This window comes from Pedobacter glucosidilyticus DSM 23534, from assembly GCF_000425145.1.
Lineage (GTDB): Bacteria > Bacteroidota > Bacteroidia > Sphingobacteriales > Sphingobacteriaceae > Pseudopedobacter > Pseudopedobacter glucosidilyticus.
Window position 1 is genome coordinate 188,096 of sequence record NZ_AULF01000006.1, and the last position, 17,475, is coordinate 205,570.

A 17,475-nucleotide genomic window follows, 5' to 3' on the forward strand; every position below is an offset into this window, starting at 1 on the left:
AGATTTTTAAAAAAATATAAAATTAAATTAAAAGGAAATTACAGCTTAATTTCTTCTTCTTTACTACTTAGAAAATGAAATTCTGTTAAATGATAAGATGAAATTGCTTTTACTTTTACCCACTGATTATATTTAAAGAACCATTTTAATTGTTTAGAAAATAACCCTTTTTTAATAAAGGCTTCTAAATATGGGTGTACACAAAGGGTGATTCCCTTTTCAGCTTGTTCATTTAATATATAGTCTAAGTTACTTTCTATATCATCAAGCAAAACAATGCTGGCTTTAATTTCACCGGTACCATCGCAAGTTGGGCACTTTTCGCTGGTTACGATATTCATTTCTGGTCTTACCCTTTGGCGGGTTATTTGGACTAAACCAAATTTACTTGGAGGTAAAATGGTATGCTTAGCCCTATCGTGATTCATTTCTGCTTTCAAGAAATCAAACAGTTCTTTTCTGTTTGGTGCTTTGTGCATATCAATAAAATCTATCACCACAATGCCGCCCATATCTCTTAACCTCAGCTGTCTGGCAATTTCCTTTGCTGCTTCTTTATTAACTTGTAAAGCGTTTTCTTCCTGGTTTTCTGGATTGGCTGTTCTATTACCGCTATTTACATCTATAACGTGTAAGGCTTCTGTATGCTCTACTACTAAATAAGCACCACCGGCCAAATTTACTGTCTTACCAAAAGACCCTTTAATTTGTTTCTCGATACCAAAATGTTCGAAAATAGGCTCTTTACCTTTATAAAGTTTTACAATTTTCTCCATCTCTGGAGAAATCTCATGTACATAAGATTTCACTTCTTCGTAAATGACTGGGTCATTTACATGGACATGGGTAAAATCAGCATTTAGAATATCTCTAAGGATGGTTGATGCTCTACCCATTTCTCCCAAAATTCTTTTTGATGGCTCTGTAGCAGGAAGCTTTTTCATAAAAGATTCCCATTTAGATACCAAGTCTAAAATATCCTTTTGGATTTCTGCTACTCCTTTTTTCTCTGAAACTGTTCTGATGATAACCCCGAAGTTTTTAGGCTTTATACCTTCAACAATTTTCCTGAGTCTTGTACGCTCGGTATTACTTTTTATCTTTTTAGAGATAGAAATAACATCAGAAAAAGGCACCAGAACAACAAATCTTCCTGCAATAGAAAGGTCTGAGCTTAGGCGAGGGCCTTTGGTAGAGATAGGCTCTTTTGCAATTTGAACGGGTAAAAGTGTATTTTTAGTTAATACGGTAGATATTTTACCTGCCTTGTCTATATCGTTTTCTTTCTTAAAATTTGATAAAAGATAATCGTTAAAATTACCATTACGAGCCACCTTCGTTAATTTTAACAAAGTCTGCACCTGTGGACCAAGATCCAAATAATGCAAAAAGGCATCCTTCTCGTAACCGACATCAACAAAAGCAGCATTTAAACCAGGCATAATTTTTTTAATTCGGCCTAGATAAATATCGCCAACAGCATAGTTGTTGTTGACTTGCTCTTTGTTTAATTCTACGAGTTGTTTGTCTTGCAGTAATGCAATAGTTACTCCGTTTGGAGTAGAATTAATGATTAACTCCTTTACCAATAGCTAATTTTTAGAAAGCTCAAATATAGAGCTTTAATCTACAAAGGAAATTTTAGGAAATAGTGTTAAAAAAACAGAAAACACAAAGCTCTTTTATTTTAAAAAAGAGCATCGTGTTAAGCGTTCAAGAAATTATTTTTTCTTGTGTCTGTTTTTTCTTAAACGTTTTTTACGTTTATGAGTAGCCATTTTATGTCTTTTTCTTTTTTTACCGCTTGGCATAATCTTAAATTTTTATGTTTATTTAATTACTTAATTCTTTCACTTTCCTATCAACAAAGTTTGTTAAACCTGGGTCGGCAGCAAGCTCTTTACTTTTTTCGTAAGCAGCAATAGCTTCCTTTTTCATACCTAAGTTTTCATAACTGGTTGCCAAATAGAAGTAAGCTTCTGGTTTTGGATCAACGGCTATTACCGTTTTAAAACGATCTACCGCTTTATTAAACTGTCCAGATTTCATAGAAAACAGACCTAGATTTAGATTAGCACTTAAGTTCTTAGGGTCTTTTTGTACCACGGCAAGTAACATTTGTATTCCTTGCATTGGACTTTTACCTTCACTAACATAAGCCACACCTAAGCCGGTTTGAGCTTCTAAACTTTCTTTATTAAGCTCTAATGCTTTTGAATAAGCATTTTTTGCTTTTTCTATCAATCCAGGAATTGCAGTGGTATCACTATAACTCTGGTAACCTTCAGTAAATTTATCACCAGCTTTTAACCAGTTTTCTAAAGCCGGTTTCTGGGTGGCGATAGCCTCATAAGCAAAAGCTGCAGGTAAAGGCTGGTTTACATCCTCCCATTTCTGAGCCAGTTGCTTTTGTAATGCTAAGGCTTCGTCTTCAGAAGCACCTTTTAACTCTTTTTCAAGCTTCTCAATCTCTGCCGCTAAACTAGCATTAATGTTTTGTTTAGCTACAGCACTGATACTTTCTTGCGAAACCGAAGAAGCTGTAGAGCTACTTGTAGTAGCACCGCTTCCTTCCTGAACTTCAGAAGCATCCTCTTGTTTTACTAAGCCTTTAATATCAAGACTCAACAATATACCCATCAACACCACTACACTTCCAATCGCTATATACTGTTTAGTCTTCATAATTTTTAAGCTTTAACTGATGCTTTGTTGCCTGATTTTACTTTGTCTACAAATACTTTTGCAGGTTTAAAACTTGGCACAAAGTGCTCAGGGATAATTATTGCTGTATTTTTAGAAATATTTCTAGCTGTTTTTTCTGCTCTCTTTTTTACAACAAAACTTCCAAAACCTCTAACATAAACATTTTCTCCGCTTACCATCGAGTTCTTAACTACTTTAAAGAATGCCTCTACGGTTTCTTGCACATCAACTTTCTCAATTCCTGTCTTATTTGCAATTTCAGCAATAATCTCTGCCTTTGTCATGTCTATATGTTCTTTTTTATATTTAATTAATTCTTCCCAATATTTGGGGTTGCAAAAGTATTGCTTTTAGTTGAATAAAGGAAAATAATTAAGTAAAATTTTGAATCAACAAGCTATTATCCAACCTATAAGCTATTTTTTAACGTTTTTAAAGCATTAAACGTAATTTTGTGCATGAAATTTTCTGATGTCTTAATTCATTGGTATAGAACAAATAAGAGAGACTTGCCTTGGAGAGATACAAATGATGCTTATTTAATATGGCTTTCTGAGATTATTCTACAGCAAACAAGGGTAGAGCAGGGGATGCCTTATTATTTCAAATTTGCTGAACGTTTTCCAACTGTAAAAGACTTCGCAGACGCTTCTGAAGACGAAGTTCTTCGCCTGTGGCAAGGATTAGGTTATTACTCGAGAGGCAGAAATATGCTTAAAACTGCTATAAAAGTTATGGAAGAGCATGATGGTGTATTCCCATCTGATTATAATTCTTTGATTAAACTAACAGGTATAGGAGCTTATACGGCTGGTGCTATATCATCATTTTCTGCAAACGAAGCCCGGGCAGTAGTTGACGGAAATGTATATAGGCTGATTTCGAGACACTTTGGGGTAGAGACACCTATCAATACCCCAAAAGGAAATAAAGAGTTTCAGGAGTTAGCAAATGAGCTATTAAACCCCCATTTAGCTGGAGAACATAACCAAGCCATGATAGAGTTTGGTGCCTTACAATGTAAGCCCAAAAACCCTAATTGTAGCATTTGCCCTTTTATCACTTCTTGCTATGCTTATCAAAACAAAAAAATTAATGAATTACCTGTAAAGCTTAAAACCTTAAAAATTAAGCAGCGTTTTTTTGCTTATTTTGTTGTAAGGAGCGGAAATCACATCCTGTTTAAAAGAAGAGATAACAGTGATATATGGGCTGGTTTACATGATTTTCCGATGATAGAGTTTAACCAAGAACCTACACTTGCCGAGCTAAAATTACACCCAGATTATCAATCATGGTTTCCTAAAGACGCAAAAATAGAAGCTGTTTCTTTCCCGGTAAAGCATATTTTAACACATCAAAGAATATTTAGCACATTTATTGAAATAGATAGTGTTAATGATGAAATTGTAAAAGAGAAGGGATGGTTATGGCTGAATTTAAACGACTTAGACCAACACGCACAACCTAAATTAATTTTTGCTTTTTTAAAAAAATACTTAAATTGAAGAAAATTAATTAAGATTTATGTCAGGTATCAACAAGGTTATTTTAGTTGGCCACTTAGGGAAAGACCCAGAAGTTAGGCACTTAGAGGGAAATGTTACAGTGGCTAGTTTCCCTTTGGCTACATCAGAAACGTATAACAAAGACGGTAAAAGAATAGAACAAACCGAATGGCATAACATAGTAATGTGGCGAGGCTTGGCCGATGTTGCATCTAAATACCTACAAAAAGGTAAACTGGTTTATATTGAAGGTAAGCTTAGAACTCGGTCTTTTGAAGACAAAGAAGGACATAAAAAATACACCACAGAAGTTGTAGCAGAAAATTTTACCATGCTTGGTAGAAAAAGTGATTTTGAAAATGGTACTAACGGAACAACAGCTCAGGCAGATAAAACTGAAAACCCTGCCTCAGCATCTAATTTTAGTTTAGATCCTGTGGATGATGATTTGCCTTTCTAAAACTTTTTCATATAACATAAAAAAGCCCTTAAAGACATTTTTTAAGGGCTTTTTGTTAAAAATATTCCTTTTAATTCAATAAGTCGTAGTAAAACTATTTTAAATAAATTTCATCTCTTATATAAGTGTTGTTAAGCCAAAAACAATGCTTTGTATACTCCTTTGCTTTTGTTAATTTGTCTAATGTCGGTAAAGGATAAGTGTCTGCCGCATTTGTAGCGTGTGGTCTAACGTGAGAAACTGAATTAAAGGTCTTATTTGGAAAGTTTGTGTAACGTGTCTTCCCGATTACTTCTTTTACGATTTTACCTTTTGAAACTACCTCTTTTGTTTTTGCCCAAACTTTTTCCGCTTCAAGAATGTCAGAATATGGCATATTCCAAAACCTAACTTTTCTCAGAATCAAATGCTCATTTTCAAATTGAAAAAACACGAACAAAAATTTGTGTTCTAAAATGTCCTTAAAATTTGAATCGTCCCATTCCTGTTTTACTATTTCTTCATATTTGAAATTAGGAAACGAGATATCCTCTTTAGGCAAATTGTTTTCTTTGAGCCTTACTGTTTTAACAATGATTTCAGCCTTTTCAAATTCTTCAATTTCTTGGTCAAGTTCAATTCCTAAAATTGCTTTTGTAAGATTTGCATAAAAACTCTTTGCGGTTGTGTTTAGCTCAACTCCTGTTGATTTAAGTATTTGCTCAATTGTCTTACCGTAATAAGGTTTGAATTTTGAAATTACGATTTCCTCAATGGTCTGTTTTTTTGCAACCGCTACAGATGGAATTAATTTACCATAAACACCTGATGCTTCATTAGCAATTGATGCAATGATATGATTTACATAACCTTGTTTTAATGAGTAAGCTCTTTGTTTGGCTGGAATGTCACTGAAGGGTTGTTTCCGAACTGATGAAGCATTTGCTCCTTTTGTGCAAGCTCCCAAATAAAAAGTATCACCTTCTGAAAGTTCGTGTCCCTTTCCGTCAGCAATCTTTTGTTTGATTAACCCCCAATCCTTTTTTATTATTTCTAAGTCTGTGCTCGGAAAATTCCACTCGTCAACAAGTTTTATTAAGTAATCTAGAATGTCATAACCTGCTTGATGCAAATAAAAAATCAAAAGAATGTTTGAATTCTTTTTCCAGAAGTCGCTGTCCTCAAATTTTTGATTTACAACTTCTAAGTAATTAATAATGTTTAGCACTAATCGTTCTTTTGAACGATACTCTTTGTTCTTTAACTGCTTTAAAGGAGAAGTTTTGAGTTCCATTCCAATCTCAAAAAAGTCTGCTTCTGATTTAGAATTAGGATCATAACCAAAGTAAAACTTCTCAAGTATTTGGCCGAAGTTCCCTTTACCCGTGTAGTTATGCTCTAAAATTATTGGGTCGCAAATCTCTCTTAAAGTTTTTCCTTTAAGCAACTTAGCATAATCAATTACTGACTTTTTATCATTGGGATTATATTCTCTTTTTTTATCCATTTATTTCAGCTACAATTTCAAAATTCAATAAGTTAGTTTGTGCATTAAATGAATAACGTACTAATTTAACATCATTCCACGTTGCAGAAACAGAAGGACGGACTCCATAAATGAATTTCCTTTCAACAATATTTTCAAATTCTGCCAAAGCATCATTTGTAAATTCAAATCCTACAATAAATGCCTTTATCATACCATAGTCGCCAAACGCATATTCATTTTTCACCCAATCTACATATTTCATTAATTGCAATACATCTTGTGAGTTAACTGTATTTCTTTTGATTTCAATTACCAGGTAATTACTTAATGTTGGTTTTTGATTTTCAATATAGCGATAACCAAAAATATCCATTTTATCAATGTAATCAATTGGCTTGAATGGTGATGCGATTACTTGATGAGTCAAGTAATCCCAATTGCCAAAAATATTTGCTGTTTGCTGATGATTTGTTGTGAGTTGGAAAATTATTGCAGCTTCAACTGCCATTTCGTGTTTCAAGCTTCCATTTTCATTTACTATTGTGTTTAAAAATGGTGCAATCGATAACGAATATAAGTTGTTATTTGCAGTTCTTTCATTGATTAAATTGTGAAATTCCTGAAAGCTGGTTTCAAAAGTATTTTCGTTGTTTGGATTATCAATAGCGTCAATATTTCTTCTAAGCAATATATTTTTGAAAGCTTGATTTTCTTCATCTGAAAATTTAATAAAACTTAATTTCCAAAATGCCCTTAATATTTTAAAGCTATTTGGTGAGGAAGAAAGTATTTCATCCATATCAATTCCATTTCTAAAAAAAACTGGATATGGAATAAATGTGCAAATGAAACGCAAATTAATACTTTCAGCACCAATGTCTAATAATAATTGATTCTGAATTTCATCATAGTTTTGGACTGTAGGCAAATTTGCATTTGGATAATTTAAAAATTTACAATCTCCATTTATATTTCTCAAAGTTCCAATGCCATAAATTTTTCTATCGATAAAAAAATATACATTGTCTCCTTCTCTCATAGAGCAATAATCGGCAAAAGTTCCCTCGTGATGAATTCGCCAAACATTATTCGGAGCTGATAATCTAGTTGAATAAATTCCCTTATTGATTGAATCGATTAGGGACTCTTCGCTATCTAAACTGAAAAGGAACCCTGCCATTCTTTTGTTGCTTGTTTAATTTTTTCTTTTAATGATAATCCAATTTTTTCAATTACTCCGACTACTAAAGCATTACCCATAAAGAATGCTCTTTTAGTATCTGATACTCCTTCAAGTTTTGTATGGTCGTCTGGAAACATATTTAAACGCTCAAGTTCAACTGGTGATAGTCTTCTGAAACCTTTAGGTGTCTGGATTACGTGTTTAAATCTTGATGGAGATTTTCCTCCTTCACCGGTTATTATTGTTCTTGAAGGTTTGTCTAACGGATCTGGAAAAATCATTCCTCCCTCACTATAATGATATTCGAAACCTTGTGCATTTTTTCGCATTTCCTTCTTTGGACCTTTTAAGTAAATCCATTTGTCAAGTTCGTTTTTGTCAATATAAAATTCTGATGTTACTTCACCGTTTTGGATAAGGTCTTTCAAAATCGTGAACTTTCCCTCGTAGTTTGGTTGTGTCTTTAGAGTTGTAACTAAACCACCTATCATTAAACCTGTGTTTTCAAAAATTCCTGTTGTTCCGTTTTTGTTGAAGTTTTCAGAAATTAAAACAATGTCACCTTTAAGTTCAAATTGTGCTGGAAACAAAGAATTTTCAGAGGTTACGGGGAACGCTTCTGCTAAAGTTCCTTCCTCTAAAATCCATTCAATAGGAGTAACTTCTTTTATACTTTCGTAAACATTTGTCCCTTGTAAGTATGCCAAAATAAAAACCCTTCTTCTTCTTTGTGGCATACCAAAATCTGCTGCGTTTATTACTCTCCACTCAACGGCATAGCCCAATTCATTTAAACTTTGTAAGATAATTGCAAAGTCTCTTCCTCTTTGTCCCGATGGAGAAATTAGAAGTCGATCTACATTTTCAAGAAAAAGATATTTTGGTTTATTCTGTTTTTCTGAAATTATTTTGTGAATGCTCCACCACAGAACACCTTTTTTGCCGATAAGTCCTTTTGAGTTTTTTAAGGTTGTTGCAACGGAATAGTCTTGACAAGGAAACCCACCAACCAACAAATCGTGGTCAGGAATTTTTGAGACATCAACTTGAGCAATGTCTTCATTAGAATGTCCGTTCTTTCCAAAACGATTTTCATAAACTAAAGAAGCGTGTTGAGTTTTTGTCGATGGTTCCCATTGGTTGCTCCAAACTACTTTAAAAGGTGATTCGAAAGATTTTTTATATCCTGATGACGCAGATTTTCCGTTCCATCCTTCTAGTCCAAGACGAAAGCCTCCAACTCCTGCAAATAATTCTACGACTTTAATTTCATTTTCCATTGTGAACAGTTTTTAGGTATTTCACTTTTTCCTCAGCAACTTTTAGGATACTTAAATCAGCTTCTTCGTCAAGAATTTTGTAAGCGATAACATCACTTAAAAAATCATTCTGCAATTCTTTCTCGTCTACTTTAAAAAAGTCAGCAACCTGCCTAATAATTTGCTTTGTAGGTTGTCTTTCATTGCGTTCAATCTTTGCGAGAAGTGAAGTGTCAATACTAATTTGTTCTGAAACAGATTTTAAAGTCAAGCCTGCTTCTTCTCTTAGATGTCTAAGATGCTCTCCAAATGATTTTGTCTTCTTAATTGTTGCCATATTGGTCAAATATTGTCCAAAAATAAGGAGAATAATTTTATGGACAAAAAAAGTCCAAAAATTTTTAATAATGCTTGAATTATGCCATAGACTTTCGTATACCTCAAAAAATAAATATGTTTATGCTGTCAATTCTCTTTAAGAGAAAGAGATTCTAACATTATAAATTATTAGTACTTTATCATGTTAGGATTTTTTTAAGATAATTAATAAATTTATTAAAAGTCGTAACCATGTGTTAAGGTCTTTGATTTACTATTTTCCTCCCGGAGGGCAATATTCTTTCAAGAATTTAGTAAAAGTACTTGCTAAGTGTTTTGTTGTTCCCTCGCCTTCAGAAATACTATGACTTCTGTTAGGATAGCTCATCATCTGGAAGGTTTTATTGTGTTTGATTAATTCGTTAATCATCTGTTCTGCGTTGTTATAATGCACATTATCATCTCCGGTACCATGTATCAACAATAAATTCCCTTGGAGCTTGCTAGCATGTGCCAATGGCGAGCCTTTTACGAAAAACTCTTTATCTTCTGGCAATAAGCCCATGTAGCGCTCTTGATAAATATTATCATAATTAAGCTGATTATCTACGGCAGCTATAGAAATACCCGTTTTATAAATTTCAGGATATTGGAACAAAAGATTTAAGGTAGAAGAGCCGCCACCGCTCCAACCCCAAACCGCTATACGGTCTTTATCTACATAAGGCCATTTTAAAATCTCTTTAGCCGCCATAGCTTGGTCTCTGATGTTTAAAATACCAATATTTCTATAAATAGATTTTCTCCATTCTCTGCCTTTTGGAGCTGGTGCGCCACGTCCTTCTACAGACATATAGATATAACCATCATTAGCCATATTACCAGCATATAATCTGTTAAAACCTATTCCAAACCTGTTTACCACGGTTTGCGATGCTGGCTCGCCGTAAACATAAAATACAACTGGATATTTCTTTGAAGCATCAAAATTAGTTGGTTTTACCATCCAGCCATCCATTTCTATACCATCCTCTGTTTTTACTTTAAAAAACTCTACCTGTGGCAATTTCATAGATTTAAACCTTGCCGAAGTTTCTTTTTCTGATAGTACTTTGTGTTCTGGTAAACTCACTACTTGTGAAACAGGGTAGTTTGCCGTACTAGAAAAACTATGTAAAGCTAATTTTCCGTTTGGTGATATATCATAATCGTGGGTGCCTACTTGGTTTGCCGGACTAACCCTAACAGCTTTACTGCTGCCATCAATTTTAACACGATATAAATAAGTTTCTGTGGCATTATCTGGCGAAGCTGTAAAGTAAATCAGTCCGTTTCTTTCATCAATTAAACTGATATTGATGATGTCATAATCTCCTTTGGTAATTATTTTTTCTTTACCATCTAAATCAATACTGTAGATATGACGCCAGCCGTCTTTCTCGCTCACCCAAATGTATTCTTTACCTTCTTTTATCCAATCCCAACCTGTAGGGTCATCATCATTCCACCTAGATTTTATGTCTATCCAAGCCGTTTCCTTTTCTTCGTAAATGGTTTTTACTTTACCATCTATAGCATTACAAAGCATTACTTTACTGATGTTTTGCCTACGATTTAATTGTTGGATAATAAGCTGATTGTTATTATTAGCCCATTCCATACGTGGGATATAATGTTGTACAGCATCGCCGGGTACAGCCATCCATTTTGTTGGTCCACCACCAGATGATACTACACCAATTCGGCATCTGCTTGGGTCTTCTCCCACTACCGGATATTCTACCGGAATGGTAAATGGATACAAAGAATCGGTATTATTAATCATCAGATAGTCTTTAGTTTTACGAGCATCTAATTGCCAGTAAGCGATAGATTGCCCATTAGGCGACCATCTAAAACCATCTCTACAACCAAATTCTTCTTCATAAACCCAATCAAAAGTACCGTTTATGAGTTTGTTAACCCCATCAGTAGTTAAAGCTTTGTTTCTTCCGCTAGTTAATTCCTCCACATAAATATTATTTTTACTAACATAAGCTACACGAGTACCATCTGGAGAGAATTTGGCGAACATTAAAGATGATACAGGTTTGTCTTTACCCAACTGCTGTAGCTTTTTGCTTTGTGTATCATACACCCAGTAATCGCCACGGGTATCATAACGCCATACTTTTACGGTGTTGGTATGCAGTAATAACTTCTTTTTATCATCACTTAAACTAAATCTTTTAACGTCTAAAGGTTTGCCATTTGGCGGAGTTAAAGCCGCTGTGCTTAAGATAATGGTTTCGTTTTTAGGATTTCTGACATCTATTTCTACGATACCTTTATCATTAATTTCATAATAAGTAAAACCATCTTGCGACCACTGTGTGCCGGGGCCAAATTGTGCTTTTACACTTAAAAAGCTGATGAATAATAAAACAGCTAAAACTATTTTACCCATTTTCTGAATATTATTTTTCATGATAATCTGTTTTTATCTTTTTAGTGATACTCTGCTTGGGGTATCGTCTCCTTTAATAATTGATGTTGCGCTTAGGATGATAGCCTGAATTGTTTCTGTGACGTTTTCAATATCCAGTGTTTCTATTTCATCATAGACAGTATGGTAGAAATTATCTTTATCTATTTGTACAGTAGAAATGGTATGTGCTGGCACACCTAATCTGGCTAAAGTTGCATTATCAGAACGGTAAAATAGGTTTTGTTCTGGATATGGATCAGGATGAAAAGTAAACTGGCTACCCTTTAAATTTTTTTGTAAGATTTGCCCAAAATCAGAATAATTAAAGCCTGTAATAAAAGCGTTTTTCTTTCCAAATTTTGATTCTTTACCTATCATTTCTATGTTAAACATAGCCTTTACCTTATCAGGATTTAATTGTCTGGAGAAAAACTGAGAGCCGTATCCACCTATTTCTTCTGCTGTAAAAGCTACAAAAATCAAGGTTCTTTCGTTATCCTTTTTTTGCGCAAAATATTTAGCTAGTTCTAAAACTGCTGCTACGCCAGAGGCATCATCATCTGCACCGTTAGCGATAGAATCTTTACCCACAGGTTTTATAAGACCAATATGATCATAATGGGCAGAAAAAATAACATATTCATCTTTTAAAGATTTACCCGGCAACACACCTACAACATTGTATAAATCTAGTTTTTGATATTTGAAATTTTGAAAATAGTAGTTTAAGCCATTAAAGGGTTGTAAGCCTGCCTGCTCAAACTGATAAGCGATGTAATTTGCTGCTTTGGCAATGTCTTCTTTTACCAAGGCGTTTCTGCCACGCATTTCATCCGCGGAAAGCGTTTTAATATGTGCCTCTACATCTTTTACATTTAATTTAATATGGGGTAGAGGCTGTGCTTGGCAAGCTGAGAAGGTAATCCCTAAAGAAACTGTATAAATAATATTTTTTATCATTATTCTGTTGATTTTGATTTAAGCCATTTCTCTCTAAAAGCAAGAATCTCTGAAGTTATTTCCATACCCAGCTTTTCGTAAGTGTTTAAGCCTAAAGCGGGATTATAAGTTAAGGTAAGTAAAGTATTTTTAACTTTTCCATCTCTCTCGTAAGTGATAGAGATTTGCTCGCCAGGTTTTTTGGTAGCCAAAAAAGCTTCAAAGTCTTCTACTTTAGAAAAGTTTGTACTATCGGCATTTAAAATATAATCGCCAGCTTCTAAACCTGCATCATAAATAGGAGTGTTAAATAAAGCTGGCGAAAGCAATTTAAGTTTCCCGTTTTCTGAGTTAAATCTTAGATTCCCTACATAAGCAGAAAATGGCTTGGTACGATTTAAGTCATATCCGGCTTTAGCCAATAAACTTCTATAATTGGGTTTTTGTATGCCATAGATATAATTAGTAAAGAAAGTTTTAGCAAAATCATCACTGGTAAGTGCTGCTAAAGTTTCTTGTAAATCTGCAACCGTATAGGGGATTTCTGTTTTGCCATGCTTTTGCCAAAGCAGTTTCATATAGTCATCTAAAGAAAGGTTAAATTGGCTTTGTAAGGTTAAATCTAAGGCTAAAGCGATGATGTTTCCGTACAGATAATAAGAGCTATAGATGTTGTGATTATTGGTTGGGTCTATAGCCACTCCAGCATCTACAAAAACAGCTCTTCTGCTTATTTCTATGGGCGAATAGCGGTTTGCCCCTGGCGAGTTGAGTACGTTGTTTAAGAAATAGCCTTGTGTTGCCATAAATTCATCAATACTCGTAACTCCGGCTCTTGCCTGTAATAATTCGCCATAATATTGTGTAAAGCCTTCTGCAAACCATAACTCATCGCTCATATTGGCTTTTTCGTAATTAAAAGGTTCTAAAGTTTTAGGTCTGATACGTTCTACATTCCAAGCATGGAAAAACTCGTGTGAGATAGTGCTTAGAACATCATTAAGGCTACTCTCTAGATTTACTGCTTGCTGCGGAATAACGGTTGAGTTGCGGTGCTCCATCCCGTCTGAGGCATTACTAGGTAAAACATCAATTAGGAAAGTATACTCTTTAAAATCAAATTGTGGCAACTCGCCAAAAACAGCCTCTGCTTCTTTCACAATTTTTTTAGTTTTTGATGTTAAATTTTGTAAAGTAGAATCGGCGGCAGCACCATGGTAAACAATTTTAATTTTTTGGACGCTACCATCTTTATTTAAAACATCAAAACTTTTTACTGTAGCTGCTGATATTTCTATGGGGCTATCCATAAAATACTGTAAATTTTTAGCTTTATAAATGCCACTATCAGCAGGCAACTGTGTATAAACTTGCCATTGCTTATCAGGTAATAGAATTTTTAAGTCTATTGGTCTTTCTTGCAATGCCGGTACAAACATGAAAGAAGCTGGAATATTTAGATGTGCATGACGATGATCTATACCAGCATAAGTACCATCCACTCGGTTACCAAATAAAGTATAGGTGATTTTAACGCTACCTTGATATCCGGAAATCTGGAAAGCATCGCCTTCAATTTGTTTAATTTTCAACTGTTTCCCATCTGCCTGATAGGCCAAAACATCGTAAATATTTTTACCAAACTCGTGGGTGGCATACCTACCTGGAGAAGACCTTGCCATCTTTACTATAAAACTATCTTGTGGCGGGTTAGGTATTACTAAACTGATTTGAGCTTCGTGATGTACCGCATTATTTAAGGAAACGGTATAGGAAATTGGGACTTCTTGCGCCCATATAACCAAACTATTTAAAGTTAGTGCAGTTAAAAGAAATAATTTTTTCACCATTTTATTATAAAGTGGGTTGAAATTAATGAAAAATTGAAGTTTTTAGCTTCTTGTAAAAAAATTGTTATTGAGTTGTGCTAATAAGGTTTAAGCTATTCATAATCATAGGTAAAACCTCTAATTTTTGCAGAAATTATTAAAATTGGACTTCTAATGATGATAGAATGATTTTACAAATCAGATTCTGAGATCCAAAGACCTTAAGCGTGATTACCAAACATCATTAGCTAAAAAACAAAAAAGGGATGCACTAAACATCCCTCTTCATAAAATTTAGCTATTAATATTAACCTAATTTTGCAGCAGCAGCCTCATCTATAAACCACTGTAAATCTCCGTTTACAGGATTTATCAATTGTGCTGGATATTTTGTAATGTCTCTCTCGCCTTTTAAAACTGCCTTTATAGCATCCGCCTTAGCGTTACCAAAAGTTAAAAAAGCAATATTTTTAGCTTTGTTTATCAGAGGTGCTGTCATGGTGATTCTGTAAACTGCTTTATCTTGCAGGTAAACATCTTTTACCAATTCTTCATCTATCCAAAGCACAGAAGTACCAGGAAATAAAGAGGCAGTATGCGCATCATCACCTAAGCCTAATAAAATTAAATCAAAAACAGGTTCATCTTTAAAATGCTGCGAGATGCATTTCTCATAATTTAAAGCCGCACTGGCAGGGTCTAAACCTGTATCTACTTTAAAAATTTGGCTTTCGCCGATGCTTAAAGGGGCAAATAAAGCTTTATAAGCCATTAAATAATTACTATCTGGATGGTCATGAGCTACGTAACGCTCATCGCCAAAAAAGAAATAAACTTTTTCCCAAGCAATCTTATTTTTTAAAGCATCGCTAGCTAAAAGCTCAAACAATTTCTTTGGCGAGCTGCCGCCAGAAAGGGAAACATTAAAGCTCCCATTTTGCTGAATAGCCTCATTTGCTACTGTGATGAAATAATCTGCTATGGCAACAATAGCCTCATCAGCATCTTTAAATATATTCAGTTTCATTACTTTTTATCTTTTTTGTTTTTTACGGGCATGGTAAACCAGTGGAAACCATCTTTAGCTATTAAAGCTTCTGCAATTTCTGGGCCCCAACTGTCTGCTGCATAATTAGGGAAATTGATACTTTTTCTAGACTCCCAATTTTCTACCACAGGCATTAACAATTCCCAAGCAGCCTCAATTTGGTCGGCTCTCATGAAAAGTGTTTGGTCGCCTTCCATCACGTCTAATAATAAAGTTTCATAAGCTTCAGGAGATTCTGCCGGATAAGTACCATCATAATTAAACACCATATCTACTGGGTTTAAAATCATATCTAAACCTGGCCTTTTAGCTTGTACCTGCAGCCTAATACTCATTTCAGGTTGAATACTAATGATTAACCTGTTTTGTTGCCAACTTTCTGATGCCTCAATTGGGAAAATTGGATGCGGAACATCTTTAAATTGTATACTAATAACCGATGCTTTTTGGTGCATACGCTTACCTGTTCTTACATAAAAGGGTACATTTTGCCAGCGCCAGTTATCAATAAAGAATTTTAAAGCTGCAAAAGTTTCGGTATTAGAATTAGGGTCTACGCCTTTTTCTTCGCGGTAGCCTACCACTTCTTCTCCTGCTACCCATCCGCCAGCATACTGTCCTCTTACGGTATTATGTTTAACCTCTTCGTGACCAAATTTTCTAATGGCTCTTAACACATCAACTCTACGGTTACGAACTTCATCAGCATTAAAGCTTACTGGTGGTTCCATAGCTACCAAGCATAAAACTTGTAAAATATGGTTTTGTACCATGTCTTTTAAAGCACCAGAACCATCGTAATAGCCACCGCGGTCTTCTACACCAATATCTTCTGTTACCGAGATTTGAACGTGTTCTATATAATTTCTATTCCAGATAGGCTCAAACAAAGCATTCGCAAACCTAAAAGCCATCATATTCTGAACTGTTTCTTTACCCAAATAGTGGTCTATACGGTAAATCTGGGTTTCATCAAATAAAGATTGTAACAGTCTGTTTAGCTCTTTGGCTGATTCTAAATCGTGTCCAAAAGGTTTTTCTATAACTATTCTATTTCTTTGTTCTTTATTATCAATATTAATCGTGGCAACACCTTTAGAAATTATTGGAAAAAACTGTGGTGCTACAGATAAATAATGAATAACGTTAGAGTCTTCTCCCCAATTTTGGTCTTTTTCTTTGATAATTGCTTCTAAATCTTGATAGGTTTTATCCTTTTTAACATCAGATTGTAGGTATTGTATACAAGAAGAAAATATCTTCCATTTTGCAGCATCCGCTTTTCCGCTTCTAGAAAACTTATTGATACCGTCTAACAAAATTTCTCTAAATTTTTGATCGTTATACTCGGTTCTTCCTAAGCCTATAATGATAAACTTTTCTGGCATATAACCATCTAAGTATAAATTATATAGTGCGGGAATAAGTTTTCTAGCGGCTAAGTCTCCGGTTCCACCAAAAATAGTAAATACAGTGGGTTTGGGTTTAAGATTATTGGTTTTCATCTCTTTATTATAGGTTGGTTTTGCCTATTTGTTTAGTTTACTTTTTATTTAGGGATTTACAGACTGCACACAAAAATCATCATCTTTTTGCCACATGAAAGCGCCTCCTTTTATTCCGTCTCTGTTACGAGCAATTTTTATATGATCGTCTAATTTGAAAGTTATTTTTTTAGCATTTCCACCGCTAAGGTAAAGTTTATCGTAATTAATTACAGTTTTAAATGTCTTTAAAACATCTTTTACGTTTTTGTTCCATTCTTCCAAACCATCTTCAATTAAGGCATCGTCACCAATAAACTTATCATAGGTAAGGTTTTTTCTAACTGGCAGATGCGCTAATTCTAAATGTGGAAGCAGGCTTCCATCCATAAACAAAGCTGTACCAAAACCGGTACCTAAGGTTATAACCATTTCTAAGCCTTCGCCAGAAATTAAACCAAAGCCCTGCATATCAGCATCATTAAGTAACCTTACTGGTTTATGTAGTTCTTTTGCAATTAGGAGAGCCAAATTACAACCCGCCCATAATGAAGTGCCTAAGTTAGGTGCTGTAACAATAACTCCTTTTTTCACATAACCTGGAAAACCAACTGATATTTTATCAAAAGAAGGAAAATCAGCTATCAGCTTTTTAATGGCTTTGATAACATTTTCTGGACTTGCCTTTTCTGGAGTAGGAACTTTTTGGTATTCTACTAACATCTCTCCAGAGGTATTTAAGACAGTTGCTTTAATACTTGTTCCGCCAATATCAATAGCTAAAATTTGTTCGTTTTTCATAGAAT

The 17,475-nt window shown here is 34.4% G+C and carries 15 protein-coding genes; 2 read left to right on the top strand and 13 right to left on the bottom strand.

The window, feature by feature from the left end; genetic code table 11:
• Positions 1 to 38 precede the first annotated feature (38 nt).
• From H510_RS0102290 to H510_RS0102305, 3 genes are all read right to left on the bottom strand, one after another.
• On the bottom strand, positions 39 to 1,589 hold the full coding sequence (locus tag H510_RS0102290) for an Rne/Rng family ribonuclease (protein ID WP_026902833.1): 1,551 nt from the start codon (positions 1,587 to 1,589) through the stop codon (positions 39 to 41).
• 244 nt (positions 1,590 to 1,833) lie between these two features.
• Positions 1,834 to 2,685, bottom strand: coding sequence for a tetratricopeptide repeat protein (locus H510_RS0102300; protein ID WP_051291009.1), 852 nt, complete (start codon positions 2,683 to 2,685; stop codon positions 1,834 to 1,836).
• A gap of 5 nt (positions 2,686 to 2,690) precedes the next feature.
• The gene (locus tag H510_RS0102305) at positions 2,691 to 2,990 is read right to left on the bottom strand and encodes an HU family DNA-binding protein (protein ID WP_026902835.1); all 300 of its coding nucleotides are present in this window, start codon (positions 2,988 to 2,990) and stop codon (positions 2,691 to 2,693) included.
• A gap of 174 nt (positions 2,991 to 3,164) precedes the next feature.
• Between H510_RS0102305 and mutY the strand changes: the two genes are divergently transcribed.
• Positions 3,165 to 4,214, top strand: a complete 1,050-nt coding sequence (gene mutY, locus H510_RS0102310; protein ID WP_026902836.1) for an A/G-specific adenine glycosylase — start codon at positions 3,165 to 3,167, stop codon at positions 4,212 to 4,214.
• A 19-nt stretch (positions 4,215 to 4,233) separates the two neighbouring features.
• Positions 4,234 to 4,674, top strand: a complete 441-nt coding sequence (locus tag H510_RS0102315) for a single-stranded DNA-binding protein (RefSeq protein ID WP_026902837.1) — start codon at positions 4,234 to 4,236, stop codon at positions 4,672 to 4,674.
• Between the two features lie 94 nt (positions 4,675 to 4,768).
• Here the strand turns inward: H510_RS0102315 and H510_RS0102320 are convergent, their stop codons facing one another.
• From H510_RS0102320 to H510_RS0102365, 10 genes are all read right to left on the bottom strand, one after another.
• The gene (locus tag H510_RS0102320) at positions 4,769 to 6,160 is read right to left on the bottom strand and encodes a Sau3AI family type II restriction endonuclease (RefSeq protein ID WP_026902838.1); all 1,392 of its coding nucleotides are present in this window, start codon (positions 6,158 to 6,160) and stop codon (positions 4,769 to 4,771) included.
• Entirely contained in the window at positions 6,153 to 7,322 is a 1,170-nt protein-coding gene (locus H510_RS19810) for a PDDEXK family nuclease (protein WP_026902839.1), read from the bottom strand. Before H510_RS19810 ends, H510_RS0102320 begins: the two co-directional genes overlap by 8 nt.
• Positions 7,298 to 8,605, bottom strand: a complete 1,308-nt coding sequence (gene dcm, locus H510_RS0102330; RefSeq protein ID WP_026902840.1) for a DNA (cytosine-5-)-methyltransferase — start codon at positions 8,603 to 8,605, stop codon at positions 7,298 to 7,300. Before dcm ends, H510_RS19810 begins: the two co-directional genes overlap by 25 nt.
• Positions 8,595 to 8,921: a helix-turn-helix domain-containing protein gene (locus tag H510_RS0102335; RefSeq protein ID WP_026902841.1), complete on the bottom strand. Its 327-nt coding sequence runs from the start codon at positions 8,919 to 8,921 to the stop codon at positions 8,595 to 8,597. Before H510_RS0102335 ends, dcm begins: the two co-directional genes overlap by 11 nt.
• Before the next feature lie 255 nt (positions 8,922 to 9,176).
• Positions 9,177 to 11,369, bottom strand: a complete 2,193-nt coding sequence (locus tag H510_RS0102340; RefSeq protein WP_051291010.1) for a S9 family peptidase — start codon at positions 11,367 to 11,369, stop codon at positions 9,177 to 9,179.
• Between the two features lie 12 nt (positions 11,370 to 11,381).
• Positions 11,382 to 12,329 (bottom strand): M20/M25/M40 family metallo-hydrolase, encoded by a 948-nt coding sequence (locus H510_RS0102345; protein WP_026902843.1) that lies wholly within the window; start codon positions 12,327 to 12,329, stop codon positions 11,382 to 11,384.
• On the bottom strand, positions 12,329 to 14,158 hold the full coding sequence (locus H510_RS0102350) for a M61 family metallopeptidase (protein ID WP_026902844.1): 1,830 nt from the start codon (positions 14,156 to 14,158) through the stop codon (positions 12,329 to 12,331). The genes H510_RS0102345 and H510_RS0102350 overlap by 1 nt, the downstream gene beginning before the upstream one ends.
• A gap of 286 nt (positions 14,159 to 14,444) precedes the next feature.
• Positions 14,445 to 15,164 carry a 6-phosphogluconolactonase gene (pgl, locus tag H510_RS0102355; RefSeq protein WP_026902845.1) on the bottom strand — a complete coding sequence of 240 codons (720 nt, stop codon included), beginning with the start codon at positions 15,162 to 15,164 and terminating at the stop codon, positions 14,445 to 14,447.
• Positions 15,164 to 16,690 (bottom strand): glucose-6-phosphate dehydrogenase, encoded by a 1,527-nt coding sequence (gene zwf, locus H510_RS0102360; RefSeq protein WP_026902846.1) that lies wholly within the window; start codon positions 16,688 to 16,690, stop codon positions 15,164 to 15,166. The genes pgl and zwf overlap by 1 nt, the downstream gene beginning before the upstream one ends.
• 48 nt (positions 16,691 to 16,738) lie before the next feature.
• Entirely contained in the window at positions 16,739 to 17,470 is a 732-nt protein-coding gene (locus tag H510_RS0102365; protein WP_026902847.1) for an ROK family protein, read from the bottom strand.
• Positions 17,471 to 17,475 lie beyond the last annotated feature (5 nt).